We start from the raw sequence: 21,666 nt of genomic DNA on the forward strand, positions 1-21,666 counted from the left end.
CTGGGGGCCAGGGAACAGGCGCGGCTTTGCCGCGCGAGATGGGCTTGTCGCTAGCTCCTGACCCCTAGCCCCTCATCCCTTGATCAAGCCTTCATCGCCTGCTTGATGGCGAGGGTGCGGAACTCGCGGCCCAGCTCGGATTTCGCGTCGGCTTCGGCGCGCTCCAGCCACGGGTCCTTGTAGTCCTGCAGCGCGAACAGCAGGCGTTCGTACAGCGCCTTGCGGTTCTCGGCGTCATCGACCACCTTGCCCTTCACGTAGTCGAGACCGACGCGCTCGATGTAATGCACGGTGCGTTCGAGGTACCAGCCCTCTTCGCGGTAGAGCTGCAGGAAGGCGCCTGAGTACTCCATCACCTCGTCGTCGCTGCCCACCTTGCAGAAGAACTGCGCGACCTCGGTCTTGATGCCGCCGTTGCCGGCGACATAGATTTCGTAGCCGGATTCGACGCCGATCACGCCCACGTCCTTGATGCCGGCTTCGGCGCAGTTGCGCGGGCAGCCGGACACCGCGAGCTTCACCTTGTGCGGGCTGTACATGCCGAACAGCATCTTTTCCAGCTTCACGCCCAGGCCCATGGACAGCTGGGTGCCGAAGCGGCAGTGTTCGGCGCCGACGCAGGTCTTCACCGTGCGCAGGCTCTTGCCGTAGGCGTGTCCGGACACCATGCCGGCCTTGGCGAAGTCAGCCCACATCGCCGGCAGGTCGTCCTTCTTCACCCCCAAGAGGTCGATGCGCTGGCCGCCGGTCACCTTCACCGTCGGCACCTTGTACTTCTCGGCCGCGTCGGCGATGGCGCGCAGTTCGTCCGGCGTGGTGAGGCCGCCCCACATGCGCGGCACCACCGAGTAGGTGCCGTCCTTCTGGATGTTGGCGTGCGCGCGCTCGTTGATGAAGCGGCTCTGCGCGTCGTCCTTCGCCTCGTGCGGCCAGGTCGAGATCAGGTAGTAGTTCAGCGCCGGGCGGCAGCTGGCGCAGCCATTGGGCGTCTTCCACTTCAGCTCGCGCTGCACGGTCGGGATGTCGATCAGGTGACGGTCGCGGATCGCCGCGCGCACGTCGCCGTGGTTCATGTCGGTGCAGCCGCACATCGGCTTCGAGCTGGAATCGGCCGGCGTGTAGGCGCCACCGACGCATGAGGCAAGGATCTGTTCGACCAGACCGGTGCAGGAGCCGCAGGAGCTGGACGCCTTGGTGTGCTTGCGCACGTCGTCCAGCGAGAACAGCCCCTTCTCCTTGATCGCCTTGACGATGGTGCCCTTGCACACGCCGTTGCAGCCGCAGACTTCGGCGGTATCGGGCATCGAGGCGGCCTGGGTCTGGCCCTTGTGGCCGACGTCGCCCAGGTGGTTCTGGCCGAACATCAGGTGATCGCGTACCGCATGGATGTCCTGACCGTCCTTGATCAGCTGGAAGTACCAGCTGCCGTCGGCGGTGTCGCCGTACAGACAGGCGCCGACCAGGCGCTCACCTTCGAGCACCAGGCGTTTGTACACGCCGCCCGCCGGGTCGTGCAGCACGATGTCGTCGCAGCCCGGTCCGCCCATGAAGTTGCCGGCCGAGAACACGTCGATGCCGGTCACCTTCAGCTTGGTCGAGGTGACGGAGCCTTTGTAGGTACCGATGCCGTACTGGGCGAGGTGGTTTGCGCACACCTTGGCCTGTTCGAACAGCGGTGCGACCAGGCCGTAGGCGATGCCGCGGTGGTTCACGCATTCGCCGACCGCGTAGATCTTCGGATCGTAGGTCTGCAGCGTGTCATTGACGACGATGCCGCGGTTGCAGTGGATGCCGGCCGATTCGGCAAGCGTGGTGTTCGGGCGGATGCCGGCGGCCATCACGACGAGGTCGGCCGGAATGGTTTCGCCGCTCTTGAAGCGCACCGCGGACACGCGGCCGTCGCTGCCTGCGATCAGCGATTCGGTCTGCTTCTCCAGCAGGAAGGCGAGGCCCTTCTTTTCCAGCGAGGCCTGCAGCATGTCGGCCGAGGGCTTGTCGAGCTGGCGTTCCATGATCCACGGCGCCAGATGCACCACGGTCACCTGCATGCCGCGCAGCGCCAGGCCGTTGGCCGCCTCCAGGCCGAGCAGGCCAGCGCCGATCACGACCGCGTGCTTGCGGGTGGCCGCCGCTTCGATCATGGCGTCGGTGTCGGCGATGTCGCGATAGGCGATCACGCCTGGCAGGTCCTTGCCCGGCACCGGCAGGATGAAGGGGTTGGAGCCGGTGGCCAGCAGCAGCCGGTCGTATTCCGCCTCGGTGCCGTCGTCGGCGATCACCTTGCGCGCGATGCGGTCGATCTTCACGATCTTCCGGCCGGTGTGCAGCGTGATGCCGTTGTCGCGGTACCAGTCCCAATCGTTCAGGATGATGTCCTGTATGGTCATTTCGCCGGCCAGCACCGGCGACAGCAGGATGCGGTTGTAGTTCGGATGCGGCTCGGCCCCGAACACCGTGATGTCATACATTTCCGGCGCGATCCTGAGCAGCTCTTCCAGCGTGCGGCAACCCGCCATCCCGTTGCCGACCATGACCAGACGCTTCTTTTCCATGTCCCCGTTCCTTCTTCTGCCGATTGCTGCAAAACCGGTCGCAGGCAGACCTGCGGCCGACGTAAGTCATCCGGACGCCACTCCGTGATCCGGGTCGTTCCGCAGCGGCCGGGGGCGCGATGCAGGGACGAGCGCGGTCCTGCGCCTGCAGCATCGCTGGCGCACTAGGTCAGAAACCCGGGCTAAACCTGTTCATGGCCGGATCGCGCCGGCCGCGGATTCAACGGGTCGGTCGGTGCCCGCCTTTGGGCATCGTTACCGATGACTGCTCGGCCGGAGCGCGCACTGCGTGTGCGCCACTCCGGATGTGAAGGCGGACCGGCCGGAGGACGATCGATCCGCTCTTTGTGCGGCGGGCGGCATGCCCGCACGGTTCTGTTTGATCTTCATCCACAACGTCGCCGCCACCTCGGCACGACGCGCCATTGCGTCGTATGTGCTTCGGCATTCGACTGCAGCGACGGACGTTGCCGTTGCGGTCGAGGGCTGCGGGTCTGACAAAGATCGCTGCGTGGCCGCCTGCCCTGGGGCACTGCGGTCAGCGATGGATATTCAGCAGAAATCGGGCCAGCCCGCGGTGTTCGGGTTTAATGATTGCAAGTCTATGATTTTTATTTGTTTTGTTTCTGGTGCCCACACCGTGAAGCAATCGCGGCTGTGATCCGGGCTGGTGCGTGCGGGCACGATGACGGTGCGTTTTTATGTGGGATTTATTAGCAGACACCTTCAGTCCGCAGGGTGCGCGGCCGATATCCGGACCATGGCGATGAAAGAAGAACCCAGTCTGTCCCCCCCGGCGGCGGTGCCGTCACGCGACCGCTTCGCGTGGTGTCTGCTGGCCGTCTGGATGCTCGCGAGCGCCGCAGTGCTCTATCAGCACATGGCCGACAACCCGCCCGGGCTGTGCCGGACGGGGGGCGCGGCCGTGCGCTGACCGCCCCGAACATCAGCACCTACCGTTACGGATTGCCCATCATGAATGACCATTCCCTTCACGCCGCGAATGTCCGCGCCGACGCGGTGATGCTTGCCAGCGGCGGCGCATTCGCGCTCATCTGCATCCTGTACGGCGTGTTCGCCGGCCAGGCCGCGACTGCCCTGCTGGTGGGCGTACCCGCGGTGGCCGTGCCGTTCGCGCTGTTCCGCCTGTCGCCCGGGTCGCTCGTGTCCCGGCTGGGCACCAGCGCCGCCCTCATGGTGCTGGCGGCGCTGCTCATACAGATCACCGGCGGCATGATCGAGGCGCATTTCGCCATCTTCGTCGCGCTCGCCTTCCTGCTGTACTACCGCGACTGGCGTCCCATCATCGGGGCGGCAGTACTGATCGCGGTGCATCACCTGGTGTTCAGTTACATGCAGTCCGCAGGGCTCGGCGTGACGGTGTTCGCCAATGGCGCCAGCGTGCTGCTGGTGGCGGTGCACGCGGCCTTCGTCGTGGCCGAGGCCGGACTGCTGTCCTACATGGCGGTCGGCCTGCGTCGCGAGGCGCTGCAGGCGGCGGGCGTGGCCGAAGCGGCCGAGCGCATCGGCGCCGGCGATCTGGCCACCGTCATCCGGCCGCAGACCGGCATGCCGCTGCTCGACACGATGGAATCGATGCGCGCACGTCTGGCGCGGACGCTGACGCTGCTGGTGACCGAATCGGCCAGCGCACAGCGTGTGGCCGACCAGCTGGTGGCCAATGCCGAACACGTGACCGAGTCCACCTCCCGCCAGAGCGAGGCGACCCAGCGCATGGCCGCCGCGGTGCAGGAACTGACCGCGTCCATCCAGCACATTGCCGACAACGCCGACGACGCCAGCGAGCGGGTGCGGCGCAGCGGGCAGTCCGCTGACCTCGGTGTGGCGGAAATGACCGATCTGGCCGACGAAATCCGCCGGACCGGCGCGGCCATCTATGAAGTCGAAGGCAGCGTGCAGCAGATCGGTGCGCAGTTCGAAAGCGTGAAATCCATCGTCGCGCTGATCAAGGACATCGCCGATCAGACCAATCTGCTGGCACTCAATGCCGCGATCGAGGCGGCGCGCGCCGGGGAGCAGGGCAGGGGCTTTGCGGTGGTGGCGGATGAGGTGCGCAAGCTCGCTGAGCGCACCCGTCTCGCGACCGAGGACATCGCGCGCACCGTGGAAAGCATGCAGAGCAGCAAGGATCACGCGCTGGGCAGCGTGGCCAATACGGTCAGCACCGCCCAGCGCGGCGTAGACCGCGTGGCGGCGGTCAGCAGCTCGATTGCCGGTGTATCGGCCGAGATCGGCGCGATGATGGCCATCATCGTCGGCATTTCGGAATCGATGAAGGAACAGACCCAGGCGGCGTCCGAAATCGCCGCCGGCGTCGAACAGGTGGCAGCGCTGGCCGATACCACGGCCGCGACCGCGGTCGAGGACAAGCGCACCGCGGCCGAACTGAATGCGATGGCGCAGTCGCTGGTCGAGGCCGGCAGCCAGTTCCGCGTGAGCTGAGGGCGCGGCCCGCTCGGCCTCAGCCGACGGCGAGGCGACGGCAGGCCGCCGCGTGGTCGAGCAGCGGCTGCGGCACCGTCAGGCGGCCGGCGAACATGTCCTGGATCAGGCGGGCATTGACCGACGCCTCGATGCCGTCTTCCGGCTGCGTCAGCGCGCTGCCTTCTTCCGCTTCGCACAGCACCTGGTCCTGGCCGTCGATGAAGCCGGTGATCAGCGGCCGGCGGGCCGGATTGGCGTAGGCCTCGCCCTCGGTGCCGCGCATGAGCATGGAGCGGCCCCCATCCAGACGCAGGAACTGCGTCATCTTCTCCATGTACTCCGGGTGCGTCACCGGTACCACCCGCACGCTGCGGCCGGGCATCGGATCGATCATCTTGGTCATCGAGTGGCCGGAGTTGCGCAGGCCCAGCTGCGGCCGCAGCGACAGCAGCGCGTCCAGCCCGGGCAGCAGGCGGTCCACGCCGATGAAGGCGATGCGATGCCGGGCCAGCAGCGTGGCCGCTTCCGCGGCGGTCTGCGCTTCCGGCAGGTCGAGCGCGCGCAGCAGCGCGAACGGGTCGGCCCGGGTGTCGAAATCGAAGCGGCCGTGGATGAGCACCGGCACGCCGTCACGCGCCAGCATCATGGCCAGCAGCGGCATCAGGTTGGGACGGCGGCGCGCACCGTTGTAGGTGGGCAGCACGACCGTGCGGGCGCCGGCCGGGGCGTCTATGCGGGCGAGCCGGGCGTCGAGGGCGGCCTTGAAGCCGAGCAGTTCGTCCAGCGACTCGCTCTTGATGCGCATCGCCAGCACGATGGCGCCGAGCTGCAGCGGTGGCACCTTGCCGTCGAGCATGTCGCCGAACAGCGCCTGCGCATCCTCGCGCGACAGCGAGCGCGAGCCCTTGGCACCGCGTCCGATTTCCTTGATCTGTTTCGTGTAGTCCATGGGTACAGGATTATGCCCCCGCCGGACCGGGCGTCCGGCTGCGTTATAGTCGGATTCGGCCGGATCGGCCGGACTGGAACCTTGCGCCTGTCGCGGGGTCCGGGCAGATCCGCGTCGTGCAACGCATACCTATAAGGAGATGGAGATGAAAGTCGGTTTCGTCGGACTGGGACTGATGGGACGCCCGATGGCAGGCCATGTGGCCAAGGGCGGCCACAGCCTGCACCTGTGGGCGCGCCGCCCGGAGTCGCTCGCACCGTTCGCCGACAGCGGCGCCACCGTGCATGCCAGCATCGCCAGCATGGCGCGCGAGGTCGATGTGCTGTTCTCGATGGTGGCCGATGCGCCGGACGTCGAACAGGTGGCGCTCGGCCCGCAGGGCGTGGCCGAAGGGGCCGCCGGTCGCACCGATCTCGTGTTCGTCGACATGAGCACGATCGCGCCGGATGCCGCCCGGAACATTGCCGGTCAGCTGGCGGCCAAGGGCGTATCGATGATCGACGCGCCGGTGTCCGGCGGCGAGGTCGGCGCCATCAATGCCACGCTCACCATCATGGCCGGCGGTACCCAGGACGCCTTCGACCGCGTGCTGCCGCTGTTCCAGCTGATGGGCAAGAACGTCACCCGGGTGGGCGACAGCGGCGCCGGCCAGGTGGCCAAGGCCTGCAACCAGATCCTGACCGGCGTGGGCGTGCTCGCGCTGGCCGAAGCGTTCGCCTTCGCCGAAAAGAGCGGTGTCGACGCCGCCCGCGTACGCGAGGCGCTGCTCGGCGGTTTCGCCTACAGCCGCATCCTGGAAAACCACGGCCAGCGCATGCTGGACCGCAACTTCAAGCCGGGCTTCAAGTCCTGGATGCACCAGAAGGATCTGCGCATCGTCATGAACGAGGCGCACCGCATGGGTCTGGCACTGCCATCGGCCGCCGCCGCCGCACAGATGCTGAACGCGATGGTGGGTCAGGGCCTGGGCGAGGAAGATTCGATCGCGGTGCTCAAGGTGCTGGAAGACCTCGGCGGCGTCGAGCGCTGAGGGGCGGGCGATGAAGATCGGCTTCATCGGTCTGGGCGTGATGGGACGCGCCATGGTGGCCAACCTGCTGCGCGCCGGTCACGAGGTGACGGTGTGGGCGCGCCGCGCCGAATCGATGCAGCCGCTGCAGGCCCTGGGCGCACGCACCGCCGCGAGCCCGGCCGACTGCGCGCGCGGCATGGAGGCGGTGTGCACCATCGTCACCACCGGCGACGACGTGCGCCAGGTGGTGCTGGGTCCGCAGGGCGTGATCGAGGGGGCGCAGCCGGGCTGCGTGCTGATTGACCACTCGACCATTCCGCCGTCGGTGGCGCGCGATATCGCGGCCGCGCTGGCGGCGCGCGACATCGACATGCTGGATGCGCCGGTGTCCGGCGGCGAGCGCGGCGCGATCGACGCCACGCTGTCCATCATGGCCGGCGGCGACGCGGCGGTATTCGAGCGCATGAAGCCGCTGCTGTCGGCAGTCGGCCGCACGCTGGTGCATGTCGGCCCGACCGGCGCCGGTCAGGTCACCAAGGCCTGCAACCAGCTCATCCTGTGCGCCTTCATCGAAGCGGCGGCCGAAGCGGCGCGTCTGGCCGCGGCCAGCGGCGTGGATTTCGGCAAGGTGCGTGAAGCCATGCTGCACGGTTCGGCCGGCTCGAAAGCGCTGGAGCTGTTCGGCGGCAAGATGGCCGGTCGCGATTTCAGTGCCGGCGTGCAGTCACGCCTGCATCACAAGGACATGGGCATCGTGCTGGGCGAGGCGGTGCAGCTCGGGCTGGCGATGCCGCTGTCGGCGTCGGTGTGGCAGCAGCTCAATGCGCTGATGGCGCACGGCGGCGGCACGCTGGATACCTCGGCGCTGCTGACCGTGCTGGAAAGGCAGAGCAGCCCCCGCTGAATCCGCGCGGCGGCGGCGCGCCGTGGCTCAGTGACGGCGGCCGGTCAGCACCGGGAAATCGAAAGCCGGTTCGCGGCCGGCCATCAGTTCCGCCAGCAGGCGGGCCGAGCCACAGGACAGGGTCCAGCCCAGCGAACCGTGGCCGGTGTTGTACCAGAGGCCGTTGATCCGGCTGCGGCCGATCAGCGGCACATTGCCCGGCGTGCAGGGGCGCAGCCCGGCCCAGGCCTCGGCGCCCTCGATGTCGCCGGCGTCCGGGCACAGCGCGCGGGTCAGTGTCTTCAGCAGTTCCACCCGTTCCGGCTCCACAGTCACCGTATGGCCGCCCAGTTCGGCCATGCCGGCCACCCGCACCCGGTCGCCCAGACGCGACAGCACGATGCGGTGCTCTTCGTCGGTCAGGCTCACGTGCGGCGCACCCGGTCCGGCAGCGAAGGTGAGCGAATAGCCCTTGATCGGGTACAGCGCAGGCCGCGGCCCGTGCTGTTCCACCAGCTGCCGGGTGTGGGTGCCCAGTGTGCACACCACCTGTTCGCCACGCAGCAGTCCGCGCACGCCACGGGCGTCGCGCACCGCGACGCCACGTACCGTGTTTTCGTGCACGTCCAGCGCTTCCACCGTGGTTTCGAAATGGAAGGTGACGCCGGCGTCCGCGCAGGCCCGCGCCAGCGCCTGCGTGAACAGGTGGGCGTCGCCGACCTCGTCGTTCGGCGCGTGCAGGCCGCCGGCCAGCGTGCGGCCACCCGCCAGTGCCGGTTCGATCTCAAGACAGCGCGCCGGGTCGCAGTATTCGAGCCGGATGCCGTGCGGCGCCAGCCATGCGGCCCGCGCGCGGGCGCGCTCAAGCTCACGGCGGTCGGAAAAAACGTGCAGGATGCCGCTGTCCGACTGGTCGTAGCTCAGCTGCAGCGTGCGCTGCAGCTGCCGCAGCTCGGCCTGGCTGCTGACCGCCAGTCGCGCCAGCGCATCGGTATTGCGGCGGACCCGGCCCGGCAGGCATTCGTACAGGAAGGCCGCCATCCAGCGCCATTGCCGGTGATTGGCCGTGGGCGAGAAGCGGACCGGAGCGCGGCTGTCCACCCATCCGCGCAGGCCGATCAGCGGTGCCTGCGGGGTGGCCCAGGGGCCGGCGTGACTGACCGAGATCTGGCCGCCATTGGCGAAGCTGGTTTCCAGTGCGGAGGCGGCCTGCCGGTCGATGACCGAAACGGTGTGACCGGCCTGGCGCAGATGCCAGGCGGTGGTGATGCCGACGACACCGGCACCGAGGACGAGGATGTGCATGCGGTTTTGCTGTTCTTCGACGCGGGAAGGGACTGTGCCAAGGCCCCGCGGGTTCCGTGTCGCCACGCTTGCGCCGCCGTAAACCTTTGCGGCGTGAAATCGTGTGACCCGAATGATGGTGCTGTGCACGATAATGCATTTCCCGTCACTTCGGAGTTGCATCACATGTCTCGCATCACCCTGAGCCATTACCTGATCCAGCAGCAGCGCGAGGATCGCATCTGCGCCGAGCTGCGCTTCCTGGTCGAGGTCGTGGCCCGCGCGGTCAAGGCCATCGGCAACGCGGTGGGCAAGGGCGGTCTGACCAACTCGCTGGGCGAGGCCGGTGGCGAGAATGTGCAGGGCGAAGTGCAGAAGAAGCTGGACGTGATCGCCAACGACATCCTGCTCGAAGCCAACGAATGGGGCGGCCATCTGGCCGCGATGGCGTCGGAAGAGATGGACCTGCCGCACCAGATCCCGAACCGCTATCCGAAGGGCGAATTCCTGCTGCTGTTCGATCCGCTCGACGGCTCGTCCAATATCGACGTGAACATTTCGGTCGGCACCATCTTTTCGGTGCTGCGCTGTCCGGAACAGGCCAGCGCCACGGCCGAGATCGGCGAAGAGGCTTTCCTGCAGGCCGGCAGCCAGCAGCTGGTGGCCGGTTACGCGGTGTATGGCGCAGCCACCCAGCTGGTGCTGACCGTGGGCAGTGGCGTACAGGCCTTCACGCTGGACCGCGAAACCGGCAGCTTCGTGCTCACCAGCGAAAGCATGCGGGTGCCGGAAGACACCAAGGAATACGCCATCAATGCGTCGAACGCCCGCTGGTGGGAAGCGCCGGTGCAGCGCTACATCGGCGAACTGGTGGCCGGCAAGAGCGGTGCGCGCGAGAAGGATTTCAACATGCGCTGGGTCGGTTCGATGGTGGCGGACGTGCATCGCATCCTGACCCGTGGCGGCATCTTCATGTACCCGAAGGACACCAAGGACCCGACCAAGCCGGGCAAGCTGCGCCTGATGTACGAAGCCAATCCGATGGCCATGATCATCGAGCAGGCGGGCGGCGCGGCCACCACCGGCTATCAGCGCATCCTCGATGTGCAGCCGGAAAAGCTGCACCAGCGCGTGCCGGTCATCCTGGGTTCGAAAAACGAAGTGGAGCGGGTCACCGCCTACCACCAGAGCTGAAACCGGTGACGGGCCGGCAGCGTCAGCCGCCGTGCCCAGCCAGCCAGATTGCGATGCCGTCGGCGGCTGCCCGGCCGCTCGCCATCGTGGCGGTCAGCAGATAGCCGCCGGTAGGCGCTTCCCAGTCCAGCATCTCTCCGGCGCAGAACACGCCGGGCAGTGCCTTCAGCATCAGGCCGGCGTCGAGGTCTTCCAGCCGCACGCCACCGGCGGTGCTGATCGCTTCATCCACCGGCCGGGTGCGCAGCAGGGTGAGCGGCAGCGCCTTCAGCGTGGCCGCCAGCGTGGCCGTGTCGTTCATCGCGGTGCGGTCCAGCACCTCGTGCAGCAGACCGGTCCGGACACCGCTGACGCCGAGCCGGCTGTTCAGATGCGAACTGAGCGAGCGGGCGCCGCGCGGCCGCGACACTTCGTCGAGCACTTTCTGCGCATCCAGTGCCGGCAGCAGGTCGATGTCGATCTTCACGCGGCCGTCGCGTTCCATGCATCCGCGCAGGTCGGCCGACAGCGCGTAGATCAGGCTGCCTTCCAGGCCGTGTGCGCTGACCAGACATTCCCCGCTGCGTTCGATGCGCCTGCCGTCGGCGCCGGTGAAGGCGATGCGCACGTTCTTCAGCGGCTGGCCGGCGTGGCGTTCGCTGAAATGCGGACTCCAGGCGACGTCGAAACCGCAGTTGGCGGCCCGCAGCGGCGCCGGCATCACGCCGCGCGCTGCCAGCGTGTCGACCCAGCGTCCGTCCGAACCGAGCTGCGGCCAGCTGGCGCCGCCCAGCGCGAGCAGGGTGGCGCTGGCGGCGACCGCGACCGGCCCGTCCGGCGTGTCGAAGCGCAGATGGCCCGACTCGTCCCAGCCGGTCCAGCGGTGGCGCATGTGGAAGCGGACGCCAGCGGCGCGCAGCCGCGCCAGCCACGCCCGCAGCAGCGGCGCCGCCTTCATGTCGGTCGGAAACACGCGCCCCGAACTGCCGATGAAGGTGCTCACACCCAGTCCTTCGCACCAGTTGCGCAGCGCTGTCGCGTCGAACTCGTCCAGCCAGCGGCCGACCTCCGCACTGCGTTCGCGGTAGCGGCCGACAAAGGCGTTGCGTGCCTCGCTGTGAGTCAGGTTGAGGCCACCCTTGCCGGCCAGCAGAAACTTGCGGCCGACCGACGCCTTGCCGTCGTACAGGTCCACGGCGATGCCCTGGCTGGACAGACGCTCAGCCGCCATCAGTCCGGCCGGGCCGCCACCGATGACGGCGACCCGCACGGTCGACGCGGGGGGCGGCATCAGTCCCGGGTCTGCACCAGCCGCAGCGCGGCGTCGTCGGCGCGCAGGCGGTAGGGGCTGGGGGGCGCGGGCGGTTCCGGCACTTCAGCGCTCTTTTTCAGCGCTTCGTAGCGGTGGGCGACCTTGGGTACATAGGCGCGGGTTTCGGCATAGGGCGGCACGCCGCCGTATTTCTTCACCGCGCCGGCGCCGGCATTGTAGGCAGACAGCACCAGCTGGATGTCGCCGAAATGATCCATCAGATCGCGCAGATGGCGGGCGCTTGCGCGCAGATTGTCCGCCGGCTTCAGCGCGTCATGCACGCCGTACTGGCGGGCGGTCGACGGCATGAGCTGGGCCAGGCCGAGGGCGCCCTTGGGCGACACCGCGTGCGGGTTGTAGGCGGATTCGGCATGCACGACCGCGTGCAGCAGTTCGGGTTCGATGCCGCCGGCTTCGGCCGCCGCCTCGATCTGGGCCGAAAACGGCAGTCCGGCCAGCGCTTCGCGCCGGGCCTGACGCCGCTCGCTGTCCGATATTTTCGGTGCTTCCGGCTGATAGAGCCGATAGCTGGCGTGATCGGACAGACGCAGACGGTAATCGGCGTCCTCTGCGCCCGCAGCAGTGCCGGCAGCGAGGAGCGACAGAAGCGGCAGTAAGGCGCGCAGCGCAAGCGTTTGCATCAGAGAAATTCCTTGGGCGTCAGCTGCCGCGCCACCCAGGCAGCGGCCAGAATGCCGATCGCGTTCGCGATCAGGTCCTGGATATCGGCTTCCCGCCCGGGCAACATGAGCTGACGCCACTCATCGTAACAAGCGAGCGCGAAGGCGGCTGTGGCGCAGGCCACGAGTGCGCGGCGTCCGCAGCCCAGCCATAGCAGGAAGGCGATGGCGCCGAAAGTGCCGGCGTGCGCCAGCTTGTCCCACGGCGACGGAATCAGCCCGACCGCCAGCGACGTTTCACCGAGCTTGAGCAGGCTGACTGTCATGACCAGTGCTGCGGCCGCCGCACTCCACTGCAGCAGCCGGGGTGCAATGCTCATGTCCGGGTCAGTAGGCATTGCGGTCGTTGAACACGACCGCCACCGTCTTCACGATGATCCACAGATCCAGGCCGAGCGACCATGTGCGCAGATACTCGAGGTCGTATTCGATGCGCTTCTGCATCTTCTCGACCGTTTCGGTTTCGCCGCGGTAGCCATTCACCTGGGCCCAGCCGGTGATGCCCGGCTTCACCTTGTGCCGCACCATGTAGCCCTTGATGAGCTTGCGGTAGGTTTCGTTGTGCGACACCGCATGCGGACGCGGCCCCACGATGCTCATCCGGCCTTGCAGCACGTTGATGAACTGCGGCAGTTCGTCCAGCGAGGTGCGGCGCAGGAAGCCGCCGAACGGGGTGATGCGCTGGTCGTTGCGGGTGGCCTGCTTCACCACGCCGCCATCTTCCTGCACGGTCATCGATCGGAACTTGTAGACCACGATTTCCTTGCCATCCAGACCGTAGCGGCGCTGGCGGAAAAGCGCCGGGCCGGGCGAACTCATCTTGACGCCGATGGCGATCGCCAGCAGCAGCGGCGAGATGAGCAGCAGGATGATGATGGACAGCACGATGTCGCTGAGGCGTTTCACCATGCCGTTGATGCCGGTGAAGGGGGTGTCGCAGACGGCGACCACCGGCACGCCGGCGACGTAGTCCATCCGGCCCTGGATGAGGTCGGTCAGGAAAATGTCCGGCGCGAAGAAAATGCTGACCGTAGTGTCCTTCAGGTCGTCCAGCAGCGAAAGAATGCGCGGCTGGCTGGCCATGGGCAGCGCGAGGTAGATCTGGTCGATGCCGTTCGCCTTCACGTAGCTGGCCAGATCGCGCAGGCGGCCGAGCAGCGGCAGACCGTTGAGCTGGGTGATGCGCTCCGGCGAACGGTCGTCGAAATAGCCGACGCAGCGCACACCCAGATACGGATGTCCGATGAACTGTTCGGCCAGCGACACGCCGATGTCGTTGCAGCCGACGATGATCACCTTGGTCTGGTTCTCTTCCTTGGCCGCCGCGCGCTGCAGATAGCTACGGGCCACGAAATGTGCGGTGAGCTGGGTGAGCGGTGCCGCCACCAGCCACGCCACCACGACTTCATAGGGGAAATTCTCGATGTACTGACTGGCGTAACCGAAGAACAGCAGGATGAAGGCGATCAGCATCCAGCCGATCACTGTCTGGCGGACCACCCGGCGCGGCCGCATGCTCAGCAGCGAGGAGCCGGGGAAGGACAGCGAGAACACCACCAGCGACAGCACGACGTAGCGCGCATCGACCGTGTCGCCGTAATACAGCGCACAGCCGATCAGGGACAGGATGAGCGACAGCGGGTCGAGGAACATCTCGACCATGCCGGAAAGACTCAACGGTGCCCGCAGTACGGAAGTGTTACGCTCAAACTTGGCGAGCATCGAAAAAGGGACCGGTGAATTCAACGGACTGAAAACCTGCAAACGACACGGCGGTTAGAATACCCCAGCGTTGTTTGCATATTTTTGCGAATTGCTCGCTGGAAAGAAAAGCGTCACGGCCTGCATTCATACTCTCCTAAATGAACAATAACATTTCAGTGCGGCTGACCCTGATGTGCGCAGCGGTGGCCGCAATGTTCGCGGGCGCAGCCCGGGCGGACGAAGACGATGCCTTCTCTCTGGTGACCGGGGCGTCCTGGCAGTATCAGGACAACGTGCTCTATCTGCCGGACGGGCAGAGGCCGAGCTTTTTCGGCCCCAGTGCGCCGCGCGCCGACAGCAGCTACACCGCCAGTCTGGGCCTGAATTTCGACAAGCGCATCGGCCGCCAGCAGCTGTCGGCCAACTACACCCATGTGATCGCCCGCTACGATTCGCTCAGCCTGCTCGACAACGACGGCCACAACGCCTTCGCGTCCTGGAAGTGGCAGCTGGGGAACGACCTGAGCGGCCAGCTGCGCTACACCAATCGGCGCTACATGCAGGGTTTCGGCGATTTCCGCACCATCACGCCGGCGAAGAACCTGGTGGACGTGGATACGCTGCGCCTCGATGCCGCCTATCTGCTGGATACCTACTGGACGCTGTTCGGCTCGGCTTCGCAGGACAGCTATCGCAACAATCTGCTGATCCGGCGCGGCAGCGATGTGGATGTCGAGCGCGCCGAGGCCGGTGTGCGCTACACCACGCGCGGAGGCACCGCGTTCGAGCTTCTCGGTCGCGCCAGCGAGGGTGACTATCCCAACCGTCTGCCGGGCCTGAACCAGACCAACTCTTATTCGCAGAAGGACATCGAGGCGCGTGTACGCTGGCAGCCGGTCGGCCATTCGCGTCTGTCGGCAGCGATCGGGCAGTCGGATCGCAAGCACGCCAACGTACCCGAGCGCGACTATCAGGACGTGTATGGCCGCCTCGGCTGGGAATGGCAGCCGACCGGCCAGCTGATGGTGAATTTCCAGGCGGAACGGCAGATCAGCTCACTGGATGACCTGGTGGCAAGCTATTTCCGCACCACCACCTATACGGTTGCGCCGACCTGGCAGCCGACCGGCAAGCTGCGGGTCGACGGGCGCATGCAATGGATTTCGCGCGACGCCACCGGCAATACCTTCTTCACCCAGCTGCCGCCGGCGCTGCAGGTGCTTCTGGGCATCAACAATGCGGTGGCGCGGCAGGAGGATCTGACCACCTACAGCCTGGGCGCGACCTGGTTCATCCAGCGCAATCTTTCGGCCAACGCCGAAGTCCGGCACGACGAACGCGAATCCAATGTGCAGTTCTATCAGTACAAGGTGCGCAGCGTGTCGATGTCGCTGCAGTACCTGTTCTGAGCAGTCTTCCGCCTCAGTAGCTGAGCAGCGCGCGCGGTGACCAGCCGCGCGCGGCCAGTTTTGCTGCGCCGCCCAGTTCAGGCAGATCGATCAGGAAGCGGAAACCGACGATGTGGCCGCCGGCCCGGGTGACCAGTTCTCCGGTCGCCAGTGCGGTACCGCCGGTGGCGATCAGATCGTCCACCACCAGGATGCGGGCGCCCGGCCGCAGCGCGCCCTGGTGCATTTCCAGCCTGTCCTCGCCGTATTCCAGCGCGTAAGAAACGCCTAGCGTCGGGCCCGGCAGCTTGCCCGGCTTGCGCACCGGCACCACGCCGCAGTGCAGCCGGTGGGCCAGTCCACCGGCCAGCAGGAAGCCGCGCGCCTCGACCGCCACCACCGCGTCGACGTCGCCCGGGGCCAGACCTTCCGCCATCGCGTCGAGCGCCAGTGTGAGCCCGTCGGCGTCGGCCAGCAGTGCCGTGATATCGCGGAACTGTATGCCCGGTTCCGGAAAGTCCGGAATGGTGCGGATCAGGGCCTGCAGGCGGGTGATGTCGGCGGATGAGGTCATGGCGTATCGGTGTGTGGGGGCAGATGGAGGCGGGCGCGCCGCTCGTTCCTGGGCAGTGCGGCCAGTTCGCGCAGGCTTGCCCACGCGGACGGCAGGTCCGGTGAACTGTCGATCAGGCGGGTGAACGCCGGCCGGGCTGCGGTATAGAGGCCAACCGACGCCAGCGTGGCATTGTTGATGTCCTGCGCGAACCAGCGGTCGTAGCCGCGGAAACCGTTCCACTGGCTGTCGCGGATCCGGATGTATTCGCGCCCGAGCGCCGCCAGCAGATCGGCCTTGCCCCGGCGCTTCGCTTCGTCGTCCTGATCGCCCGCGTAGAGGTCGTCCAGTGCCCCGCGATAGCGGGTGACCAGTTCCGCGAAATCCTGTCGCATCGCCTGCGCACGATCGAAGGCCGGGCGCAGTGCCGCCTTGCCCGGACGGTCCAGCCAGCGGCGCACGCCTTCCTCTTCTACCGCACTGGCGAAGGATTCGTTGAACTCGGTGTCGTCCCGAACATAAAGCAGCTGGTGCGCCAGTTCGTGCACGATGAGCCTGACCAGCTCGGTTTCGGGATAGTGGATGAAGGTGTTCAGCAGCGGGTCGTCGAACCAGCCCAGCGTGGAATAGGCGGGTACGCCGCTCACGTGCACATCCAGCCCCTCGCCAGCGAGTGCGTCCGCGTGCGCACGCGCGTCGGCTTCGGCGAAAAAGCCGCGGTAGCTCACACAGCCGGCGACCGGAAAGCAGGACTGACGCGGTCTGACCGACAGCGGCTCGGTGGCGAACACGTTCCACACCACGAAGCGGCGTTCCAGATCGGCGTAGCGGCGGTAGCTGCCGTTGTCCGGCAGGGCCAGTTCACGCGAAGCCCAGTCGCGGATTTCACGGGCCAGCGCAAGCCGCTCGCGCAGCAGCGCCTCGGTCTGCGGGTCGGCTACCACTTCGTCCAGCGGTCGGGCACGGTGCCACAGTTCGAACTGGCCGTTTGCAGCCTGCCAGTAGTAGCCGGGCGAAAAACTGCCGGTGCAGCCGGACAGCAGGCTGACCGCTGCACCGAACAGCAGCGCCGGCAGCCGTGTCCGCACCGTCCGGCGCTCAGCCCGGTGCGCGGTCGCCCGCGTACGGATCGGCATAGGCCGGGACCGGCGTCGGTTCCGCCTGCAGCGGCCGGGTGTCGAGCTGCACCGGAATCCAGCCGCGCACGCTGTTGATGAACCACAGTGCCTGCGCGCGCGCCAGATCGTCTCGGGTGAGCACCCGTTCGATCAGTTCGCCGCGCTCGACCAGTTCGCGGCGCAGCGTGCCGTCGAGCAGGCCGGACGACACCGGCGGCGTCAGCCGCTGGCCGTCGATGTCGAGCACCAGATTGCCGCGCGTGAATTCGGTCAGTTCGCCGGCGTCATTCCACAGCAGCACGTCGAAGGCGGAGCCCGATACGCGCGACAGATGGGCGTCGTACAGCGAGCGCCGGGTGGTCTTGTGATACAGGAAAGGTTCGGCGCGCGACACCGGCACTTCGGCCAGCCTCACCTTGCGCGGGCTGGCATCCGGTGCGTCGGCCGTGCTGGCGTCGATGCGCAGCCCGCCGTCGGGCGCGCACAGCAGGCGCACTCGCCAGCGGCCTTCCGGGTGTGCCTGCGCGTGTCGCGCGAGGGTGCCGGCGGCATCCTGCGGCGGCGTGAAGCCGAAGTGGGCGACCGACGACGCGAGGCGTGCCAGATGTCGCTCCAGCAGTTCGTACTGTCCATCGACCAGCAGCAGCGTTTCCAGCAGCTCGAAGCCGGCTGCGGCGCGGGCGAGGAAGCGGCTCTTGGTCTGCACTTCGGCGTATTCGTCGGCGGCCACCGAATCCCAGGTGATGCCGCCGCCCAGGCCGCACTCCATACGGCCGCGCGCGACGTCCAGCGTCACCGTGCGGATGGCCACGTTGAAGCGTGCGGCGCCGCCCGGCGACACATGGCCGATGGCACCGCAATAGACCGAACGTGCCGACTTCTCGAGATCGGCGATGATGTCCATGGACTTCAGCTTGGGTGCGCCGGTGATCGATCCGCAGGGGAAGAGGGCGGTGAACACGTCGTCCAGCGTCACCTCGGGCCGGGTGCGTGCGGTGATGGTGGACGTCATCTGCAGCACGGTCGGATAGTTCTCGATCGAGAACAGATGGGGTACCTGCACGCCACCGGGCATGGACAGGCGCGACAGATCGTTGCGCAGCAGGTCCACGATCATCAGGTTCTCGGCGCGGTTCTTTTCCGAATCGCGCAGCCAGCGCGCCAGCTCCGCATCCTCTTCCGGCAGCTGGCCACGGCGGGCAGTGCCCTTCATCGGCCGCGTCGTGAGCAGGCCGTTCTCCCACGAGAAGAACAGCTCGGGCGAGGCGGACAGGATGCGGTGGCTGCCGATGTCGGCATAGGCGCAGAAGTCCGCCTGCTGCGCCAGCCGCAGATTTTCATAGAAGGCCCGCGCGTCGCCGCTGAAATCGGCATGGGCGCGCACGGTGTAATTCATCTGGTAGGCGTCGCCGCGGCGTATCGCAGCGTGAATCGCATCGATCGCCTGTGCGTACTCGTCCGGGGAGGTATCGAGCGACCAGGGCGACAGCGCGTGAGGACCGGGCGCGGCCGGCGGCGTGTCGAGCGGTGCCTCGTACAGGCCGAACCACACCAGCGGCACGGTGCAGCCTTCCCGCACGCGCGCAGCGCGGTCGAAGGCCGGCGCCGCCTCATAGGCCACGAAACCGGCAGCGTGCAGGCCGCGGGCGGCGGCTTCGGACACCCGTTGCAGCGCCGGGCGCACCTTGTCCGGCCGGTCGGCGCGCACCACTTCAATCGGTTCGCCGAACACCAGGCGGCGGGGCAGGCGTTCAGGGGTGGAAAAATCCAGTATGAAGGTCATGTGTGTGTGCATCGACCGTCACCGGTCGTTCAGGCAGTCGGGCGTATTCAGACCACGTGCGGCGCGATGTAGAGCGCGATCACCCGCCGTCCGAGCAGCGTGACCGATCCGTTGCGCCGGTTGTTCCCGGTGTCGCTGTATTCGAAGCCATAGGTCCGCTTGATGCGGACCTGGCCGTCGTCGTCGCGCGCCAGCCAGGTCGAGCGTATGGCCACGGTGTCGTCCAGAAGTTGAGCGCCTTCGGCGTTGCAGGCGGCGCGGCTGGCTTCCATGCCGGCCTCCCGCGCGTTGAGGCTGTCGAGCCAGAACCACACCAGCGCCCCGATCAGCAGCAGCGACACAAGTTCGAACGTCGGCATATCAGCGCTCCGCCGGTGCTGCCGGTTGCCGGGCGATGTAACGGTCCACCTTGCGGTCGACGCTCTCCGCCAGCTGCGCCGCCAGCGTTTCCGGCGTGCGGTCCGGGTGCAGGCGGGTGAGCAGCAGCAGCAGGCACAGCAGCACGTCGGCCGCTTCGTCCAGCGTCGCGTTCTCCGGCAGGGTCTTGTGCGGCTTGTAGCCGCGCTCGACCAGCACCGCCTCGGCCAGCTCACCGGACTCTTCGGTGAGCTTGCACAGCAGCATCAGCGGGTCCATGCGCTCATGACGGGAAAAAATCCTGAGTGCTTCGGCAAAGGCTTCGGGCGGGCAGTGCATGGTGAATGGAGGGCGTGGGACGGTGCGCCGGAGGGCGTTACGCAAGGGACCGGGATCGAAAACGGATTCTAGCCTGCGGGGGCTTTCCGGGGCTGCTTCGTGCAATCCTTGCCAGTACGCTGCTTCATTGCCGTGGCACTCTTCGGCCGGTCCGCGTGCGGCTGCCGCGTTACGGAAACATTTCACGCCATCGCGCTGTAACACGGACCCTATACTGTTCAGGGCTCGCCTCTTGGGCTATCGTGCCCAGCTGCCCTTTCGTCACAAATCCGCAATATTCTTTCGGGGACAACATGCCACAACTTGCAGGCCGCTCCATCGCTCTTACTGTCATTGCCGCTGCCATCCTGACCGCATGCGGTGGAGAGGGCGGCGACAAGAAGACGGCGACCCAGGTCGCTGCCAAGGTGAATAGCGGCGAAGTGTCGGTGCATCAGATCAATCAGGTCATGCAGCGCACCAATGTGGCCGACCCCGAGCAGGCCAAGGCAGCGTCCCGCCAGGTGCTGGAGCGCCTGATCGACCAGGAACTGCTGGTGCAGCAGGCGGTGGACAAGAAGCTGGACCGCGATCCGAAGACCCTGCAGGCGATCGAAGCCGCACGCCGCGAAATCCTCGCGCGCGCCTACCTGGAACAGGTGTCCGGCGCGGCCATCAAGCCGACCGACGCGGAAATCAAGGATTACTACGGCAAGCACCCGGAGCTGTTCTCCGAACGTCGCATCTTCAATCTGCGCGAGCTGGCCATTGCGGCGGGCCCGGAATTCCTGCCCAAGCTCGAACAGTTCATGGCGCAGCCGCGCAACCTGCAGCAGATCGCCGAGTGGCTGCGCAGCGAGAACGTGCGCTTCACCGCCAACGCGGTGACCAAACCGGCCGAACAGCTGCCGCTCGAACTGGTGAAGAACGTGCACCAGATCAAGGACGGCCAGATCGGCGTCCTGCGCACCAACGGCGGCATCCTGGTGCTCGAGGTGGCCGCCTCGCGCAGCATGCCGGTCGATGAGAATGCGGCCCGGCCGGTGATCGAGCAGTTCCTGCTGAACCAGCGCAAGGGCGAACTGGCCCAGGGCGAGGTGAAGAAGCTGCGCGAAACCGCCAAGGTCGAATACATGGGCGAATTCAGCGCGCCGGCAGCGACTGCCACCGCTGCGCCGGCTGCCGCCACGGCCGCCCCGGCAGCCGCGCCCGCAGATGCGTCGGGCAGCGCGGTGGACAAGGGCCTGTCCGGCCTCAAGTGAGCGTATCCGGGCGCCGGCGCCCGGACCGAATCGCCGCCCGCGCGCGGCGCGAACAGACTGACCAACGGGAAATCTTCACGACATGACGAAGTTCATACGCCAGCTTGTCGCCCTCTGCTTCGGACTGATGATGCTTGTCGGTGCCCAGGCGGCCGATACGCGTGAATACGTGCTGGGCGCCGGCGACATCGTGCGCGTCACGGTGTTCCAGAATCCGGACCTCACCGTGGAAACCCGGGTGACCGAAACCGGTGCCATCACCTACCCGCTGATCGGCAGTGTGGCGGTGGGCGGGCTGACGCTGCCGGCCGCCGAAAAGCTGATCGCCGACCGGTTGCGTGACGGCGGTTTCGTGCTCAAGCCGCAGGTGAATGTGCTGCTGCTGCAGATCCGCGGCAACCAGGTTTCGGTGCTGGGCCAGGTGAACCGTCCGGGCCGGTATCCGATCGAGATCGCCAACACCCGGGTCAGCGACATGCTCGCGACCGCGGGCGGCGCAACGATCAACGGTGCCGACATGGTGACCCTAGTGGGCACCCGCAACGGCCAGCCCTTCCGCACCGAAATCGACATCCCCTCGCTGTTCCAGCCGGATGGCATCGCGGCGGACATTCCGGTGCAGGGCGGTGACGTACTCTACATTCATCGCGCACCCGTGTTCTACATCTACGGAGAGGTCAACCGTCCGGGTTCCTACCGGCTCGAGCGCGGCATGACCGTCATGCAGGCTCTGGCGCAGGGCGGCGGCATCACGCTGCGCGGCACCGAAAAGCGCATCCGCCTGCATCGCCGCAACGCCGCCGGTACCGTGGAGGCGATCGAGCCGGACATGGCACAGCCGCTGCAGACCGAAGATGTGGTGTACGTGCGCGAAAGCCTTTTCTGATCGGATG

22 protein-coding genes are annotated in these 21,666 nt (G+C 67.1%); 9 read left to right on the forward strand and 13 right to left on the reverse strand.

Going from position 1 to position 21,666, the window contains the following annotated elements:
- Positions 1 to 83 precede the first annotated feature (83 nt).
- The gene (nirB, locus tag METUNV1_RS04260) at positions 84 to 2,552 is read right to left on the reverse strand and encodes a nitrite reductase large subunit NirB (protein WP_008059191.1); all 2,469 of its coding nucleotides are present in this window, start codon (positions 2,550 to 2,552) and stop codon (positions 84 to 86) included.
- 289 nt (positions 2,553 to 2,841) lie between these two features.
- Between nirB and METUNV1_RS04265 the strand changes: the two genes are divergently transcribed.
- The 3 genes from METUNV1_RS04265 (at position 2,842) to METUNV1_RS04275 (ending at position 5,015) form a co-directional block, all read left to right on the forward strand.
- Complete coding sequence (locus METUNV1_RS04265) at positions 2,842 to 3,213, forward strand: hypothetical protein (RefSeq protein ID WP_139026278.1); 372 nt, start codon at positions 2,842 to 2,844, stop codon at positions 3,211 to 3,213.
- 99 nt (positions 3,214 to 3,312) lie between these two features.
- On the forward strand, positions 3,313 to 3,486 hold the full coding sequence (locus METUNV1_RS04270; RefSeq protein WP_157257861.1) for a hypothetical protein: 174 nt from the start codon (positions 3,313 to 3,315) through the stop codon (positions 3,484 to 3,486).
- Between the two features lie 41 nt (positions 3,487 to 3,527).
- A complete protein-coding gene (locus METUNV1_RS04275; RefSeq protein ID WP_008059193.1) occupies positions 3,528 to 5,015 on the forward strand; it encodes a methyl-accepting chemotaxis protein in 1,488 nt (495 codons plus the stop codon).
- Between the two features lie 19 nt (positions 5,016 to 5,034).
- Here the strand turns inward: METUNV1_RS04275 and ybiB are convergent, their stop codons facing one another.
- Positions 5,035 to 5,946, reverse strand: a complete 912-nt coding sequence (gene ybiB / locus METUNV1_RS04280; RefSeq protein WP_008059194.1) for a DNA-binding protein YbiB — start codon at positions 5,944 to 5,946, stop codon at positions 5,035 to 5,037.
- 145 nt (positions 5,947 to 6,091) lie between these two features.
- Between ybiB and METUNV1_RS04285 the strand changes: the two genes are divergently transcribed.
- Both METUNV1_RS04285 and METUNV1_RS04290 read left to right on the forward strand, forming a co-directional pair.
- A complete protein-coding gene (locus METUNV1_RS04285; protein WP_008059195.1) occupies positions 6,092 to 6,976 on the forward strand; it encodes an NAD(P)-dependent oxidoreductase in 885 nt (294 codons plus the stop codon).
- A gap of 10 nt (positions 6,977 to 6,986) precedes the next feature.
- A complete protein-coding gene (locus METUNV1_RS04290; protein WP_008059196.1) occupies positions 6,987 to 7,862 on the forward strand; it encodes an NAD(P)-dependent oxidoreductase in 876 nt (291 codons plus the stop codon).
- A 27-nt stretch (positions 7,863 to 7,889) separates the two neighbouring features.
- On the opposite strand, the gene METUNV1_RS04295 is transcribed toward METUNV1_RS04290, so the two are convergent.
- On the reverse strand, positions 7,890 to 9,335 hold the full coding sequence (locus tag METUNV1_RS04295) for a D-amino acid dehydrogenase (RefSeq protein ID WP_339327523.1): 1,446 nt from the start codon (positions 9,333 to 9,335) through the stop codon (positions 7,890 to 7,892).
- Between METUNV1_RS04295 and METUNV1_RS04300 the strand changes: the two genes are divergently transcribed.
- Complete coding sequence (locus METUNV1_RS04300; protein ID WP_008059199.1) at positions 9,312 to 10,319, forward strand: class 1 fructose-bisphosphatase; 1,008 nt, start codon at positions 9,312 to 9,314, stop codon at positions 10,317 to 10,319. The genes METUNV1_RS04295 and METUNV1_RS04300 overlap by 24 nt on opposite strands.
- Before the next feature lie 22 nt (positions 10,320 to 10,341).
- Here the strand turns inward: METUNV1_RS04300 and METUNV1_RS04305 are convergent, their stop codons facing one another.
- Genes METUNV1_RS04305 through METUNV1_RS19875 form a run of 5 tightly spaced genes read right to left on the reverse strand, consistent with a single transcriptional unit; the run spans position 10,342 to position 14,142 of the window.
- Positions 10,342 to 11,589, reverse strand: coding sequence for a TIGR03862 family flavoprotein (locus METUNV1_RS04305; protein WP_008059201.1), 1,248 nt, complete (start codon positions 11,587 to 11,589; stop codon positions 10,342 to 10,344).
- Positions 11,589 to 12,251: a lytic transglycosylase domain-containing protein gene (locus tag METUNV1_RS04310; protein WP_008059208.1), complete on the reverse strand. Its 663-nt coding sequence runs from the start codon at positions 12,249 to 12,251 to the stop codon at positions 11,589 to 11,591. Before METUNV1_RS04310 ends, METUNV1_RS04305 begins: the two co-directional genes overlap by 1 nt.
- Entirely contained in the window at positions 12,251 to 12,610 is a 360-nt protein-coding gene (locus METUNV1_RS04315; protein WP_008059210.1) for a VanZ family protein, read from the reverse strand. The genes METUNV1_RS04310 and METUNV1_RS04315 overlap by 1 nt, the downstream gene beginning before the upstream one ends.
- Positions 12,611 to 12,617: 7 nt before the next feature.
- Positions 12,618 to 13,952 carry an undecaprenyl-phosphate glucose phosphotransferase gene (locus tag METUNV1_RS04320; RefSeq protein ID WP_008059212.1) on the reverse strand — a complete coding sequence of 445 codons (1,335 nt, stop codon included), beginning with the start codon at positions 13,950 to 13,952 and terminating at the stop codon, positions 12,618 to 12,620.
- Positions 13,953 to 13,995: 43 nt separating this feature from the next.
- Positions 13,996 to 14,142 carry a hypothetical protein gene (locus METUNV1_RS19875; RefSeq protein WP_206760078.1) on the reverse strand — a complete coding sequence of 49 codons (147 nt, stop codon included), beginning with the start codon at positions 14,140 to 14,142 and terminating at the stop codon, positions 13,996 to 13,998.
- Between the two features lie 10 nt (positions 14,143 to 14,152).
- Here METUNV1_RS19875 and epsL point away from each other — a divergent pair, with 10 nt between their 5' ends.
- On the forward strand, positions 14,153 to 15,403 hold the full coding sequence (gene epsL / locus METUNV1_RS04325; RefSeq protein WP_162829699.1) for an XrtB/PEP-CTERM-associated polysaccharide biosynthesis outer membrane protein EpsL: 1,251 nt from the start codon (positions 14,153 to 14,155) through the stop codon (positions 15,401 to 15,403).
- 13 nt (positions 15,404 to 15,416) lie between these two features.
- Here epsL and METUNV1_RS04330 read toward each other — a convergent pair whose 3' ends face one another.
- From METUNV1_RS04330 to METUNV1_RS04350, 5 genes are read right to left on the reverse strand one after another with little or no spacing between them, the layout of a single operon-like run.
- Positions 15,417 to 15,956: an adenine phosphoribosyltransferase gene (locus METUNV1_RS04330; protein ID WP_008059215.1), complete on the reverse strand. Its 540-nt coding sequence runs from the start codon at positions 15,954 to 15,956 to the stop codon at positions 15,417 to 15,419.
- A complete protein-coding gene (locus tag METUNV1_RS04335; protein ID WP_008059216.1) occupies positions 15,953 to 17,023 on the reverse strand; it encodes an aminopeptidase in 1,071 nt (356 codons plus the stop codon). Before METUNV1_RS04335 ends, METUNV1_RS04330 begins: the two co-directional genes overlap by 4 nt.
- Positions 17,024 to 17,033: 10 nt before the next feature.
- Positions 17,034 to 18,836 carry an aminodeoxychorismate synthase component I gene (pabB, locus tag METUNV1_RS04340; protein WP_008059217.1) on the reverse strand — a complete coding sequence of 601 codons (1,803 nt, stop codon included), beginning with the start codon at positions 18,834 to 18,836 and terminating at the stop codon, positions 17,034 to 17,036.
- A 47-nt stretch (positions 18,837 to 18,883) separates the two neighbouring features.
- On the reverse strand, positions 18,884 to 19,195 hold the full coding sequence (locus METUNV1_RS04345) for a DUF3301 domain-containing protein (RefSeq protein WP_008059218.1): 312 nt from the start codon (positions 19,193 to 19,195) through the stop codon (positions 18,884 to 18,886).
- Position 19,196: 1 nt separating this feature from the next.
- Entirely contained in the window at positions 19,197 to 19,472 is a 276-nt protein-coding gene (locus METUNV1_RS04350; protein WP_008059221.1) for a nucleoside triphosphate pyrophosphohydrolase family protein, read from the reverse strand.
- A gap of 353 nt (positions 19,473 to 19,825) precedes the next feature.
- On the opposite strand from METUNV1_RS04350, the gene METUNV1_RS04355 reads away from it, so the two are divergent.
- Together METUNV1_RS04355 and epsE are read left to right on the forward strand one after the other, a co-directional pair.
- Positions 19,826 to 20,773 (forward strand): EpsD family peptidyl-prolyl cis-trans isomerase, encoded by a 948-nt coding sequence (locus tag METUNV1_RS04355; RefSeq protein WP_043358986.1) that lies wholly within the window; start codon positions 19,826 to 19,828, stop codon positions 20,771 to 20,773.
- Between the two features lie 82 nt (positions 20,774 to 20,855).
- On the forward strand, positions 20,856 to 21,659 hold the full coding sequence (gene epsE / locus METUNV1_RS04360) for a polysaccharide export protein EpsE (RefSeq protein WP_008059229.1): 804 nt from the start codon (positions 20,856 to 20,858) through the stop codon (positions 21,657 to 21,659).
- Positions 21,660 to 21,666: the final 7 nt, after the last annotated feature.

The sequence above is a fragment of the Methyloversatilis universalis FAM5 genome, from assembly GCF_000214035.2.
GTDB classification, from domain to species: domain Bacteria; phylum Pseudomonadota; class Gammaproteobacteria; order Burkholderiales; family Rhodocyclaceae; genus Methyloversatilis; species Methyloversatilis universalis.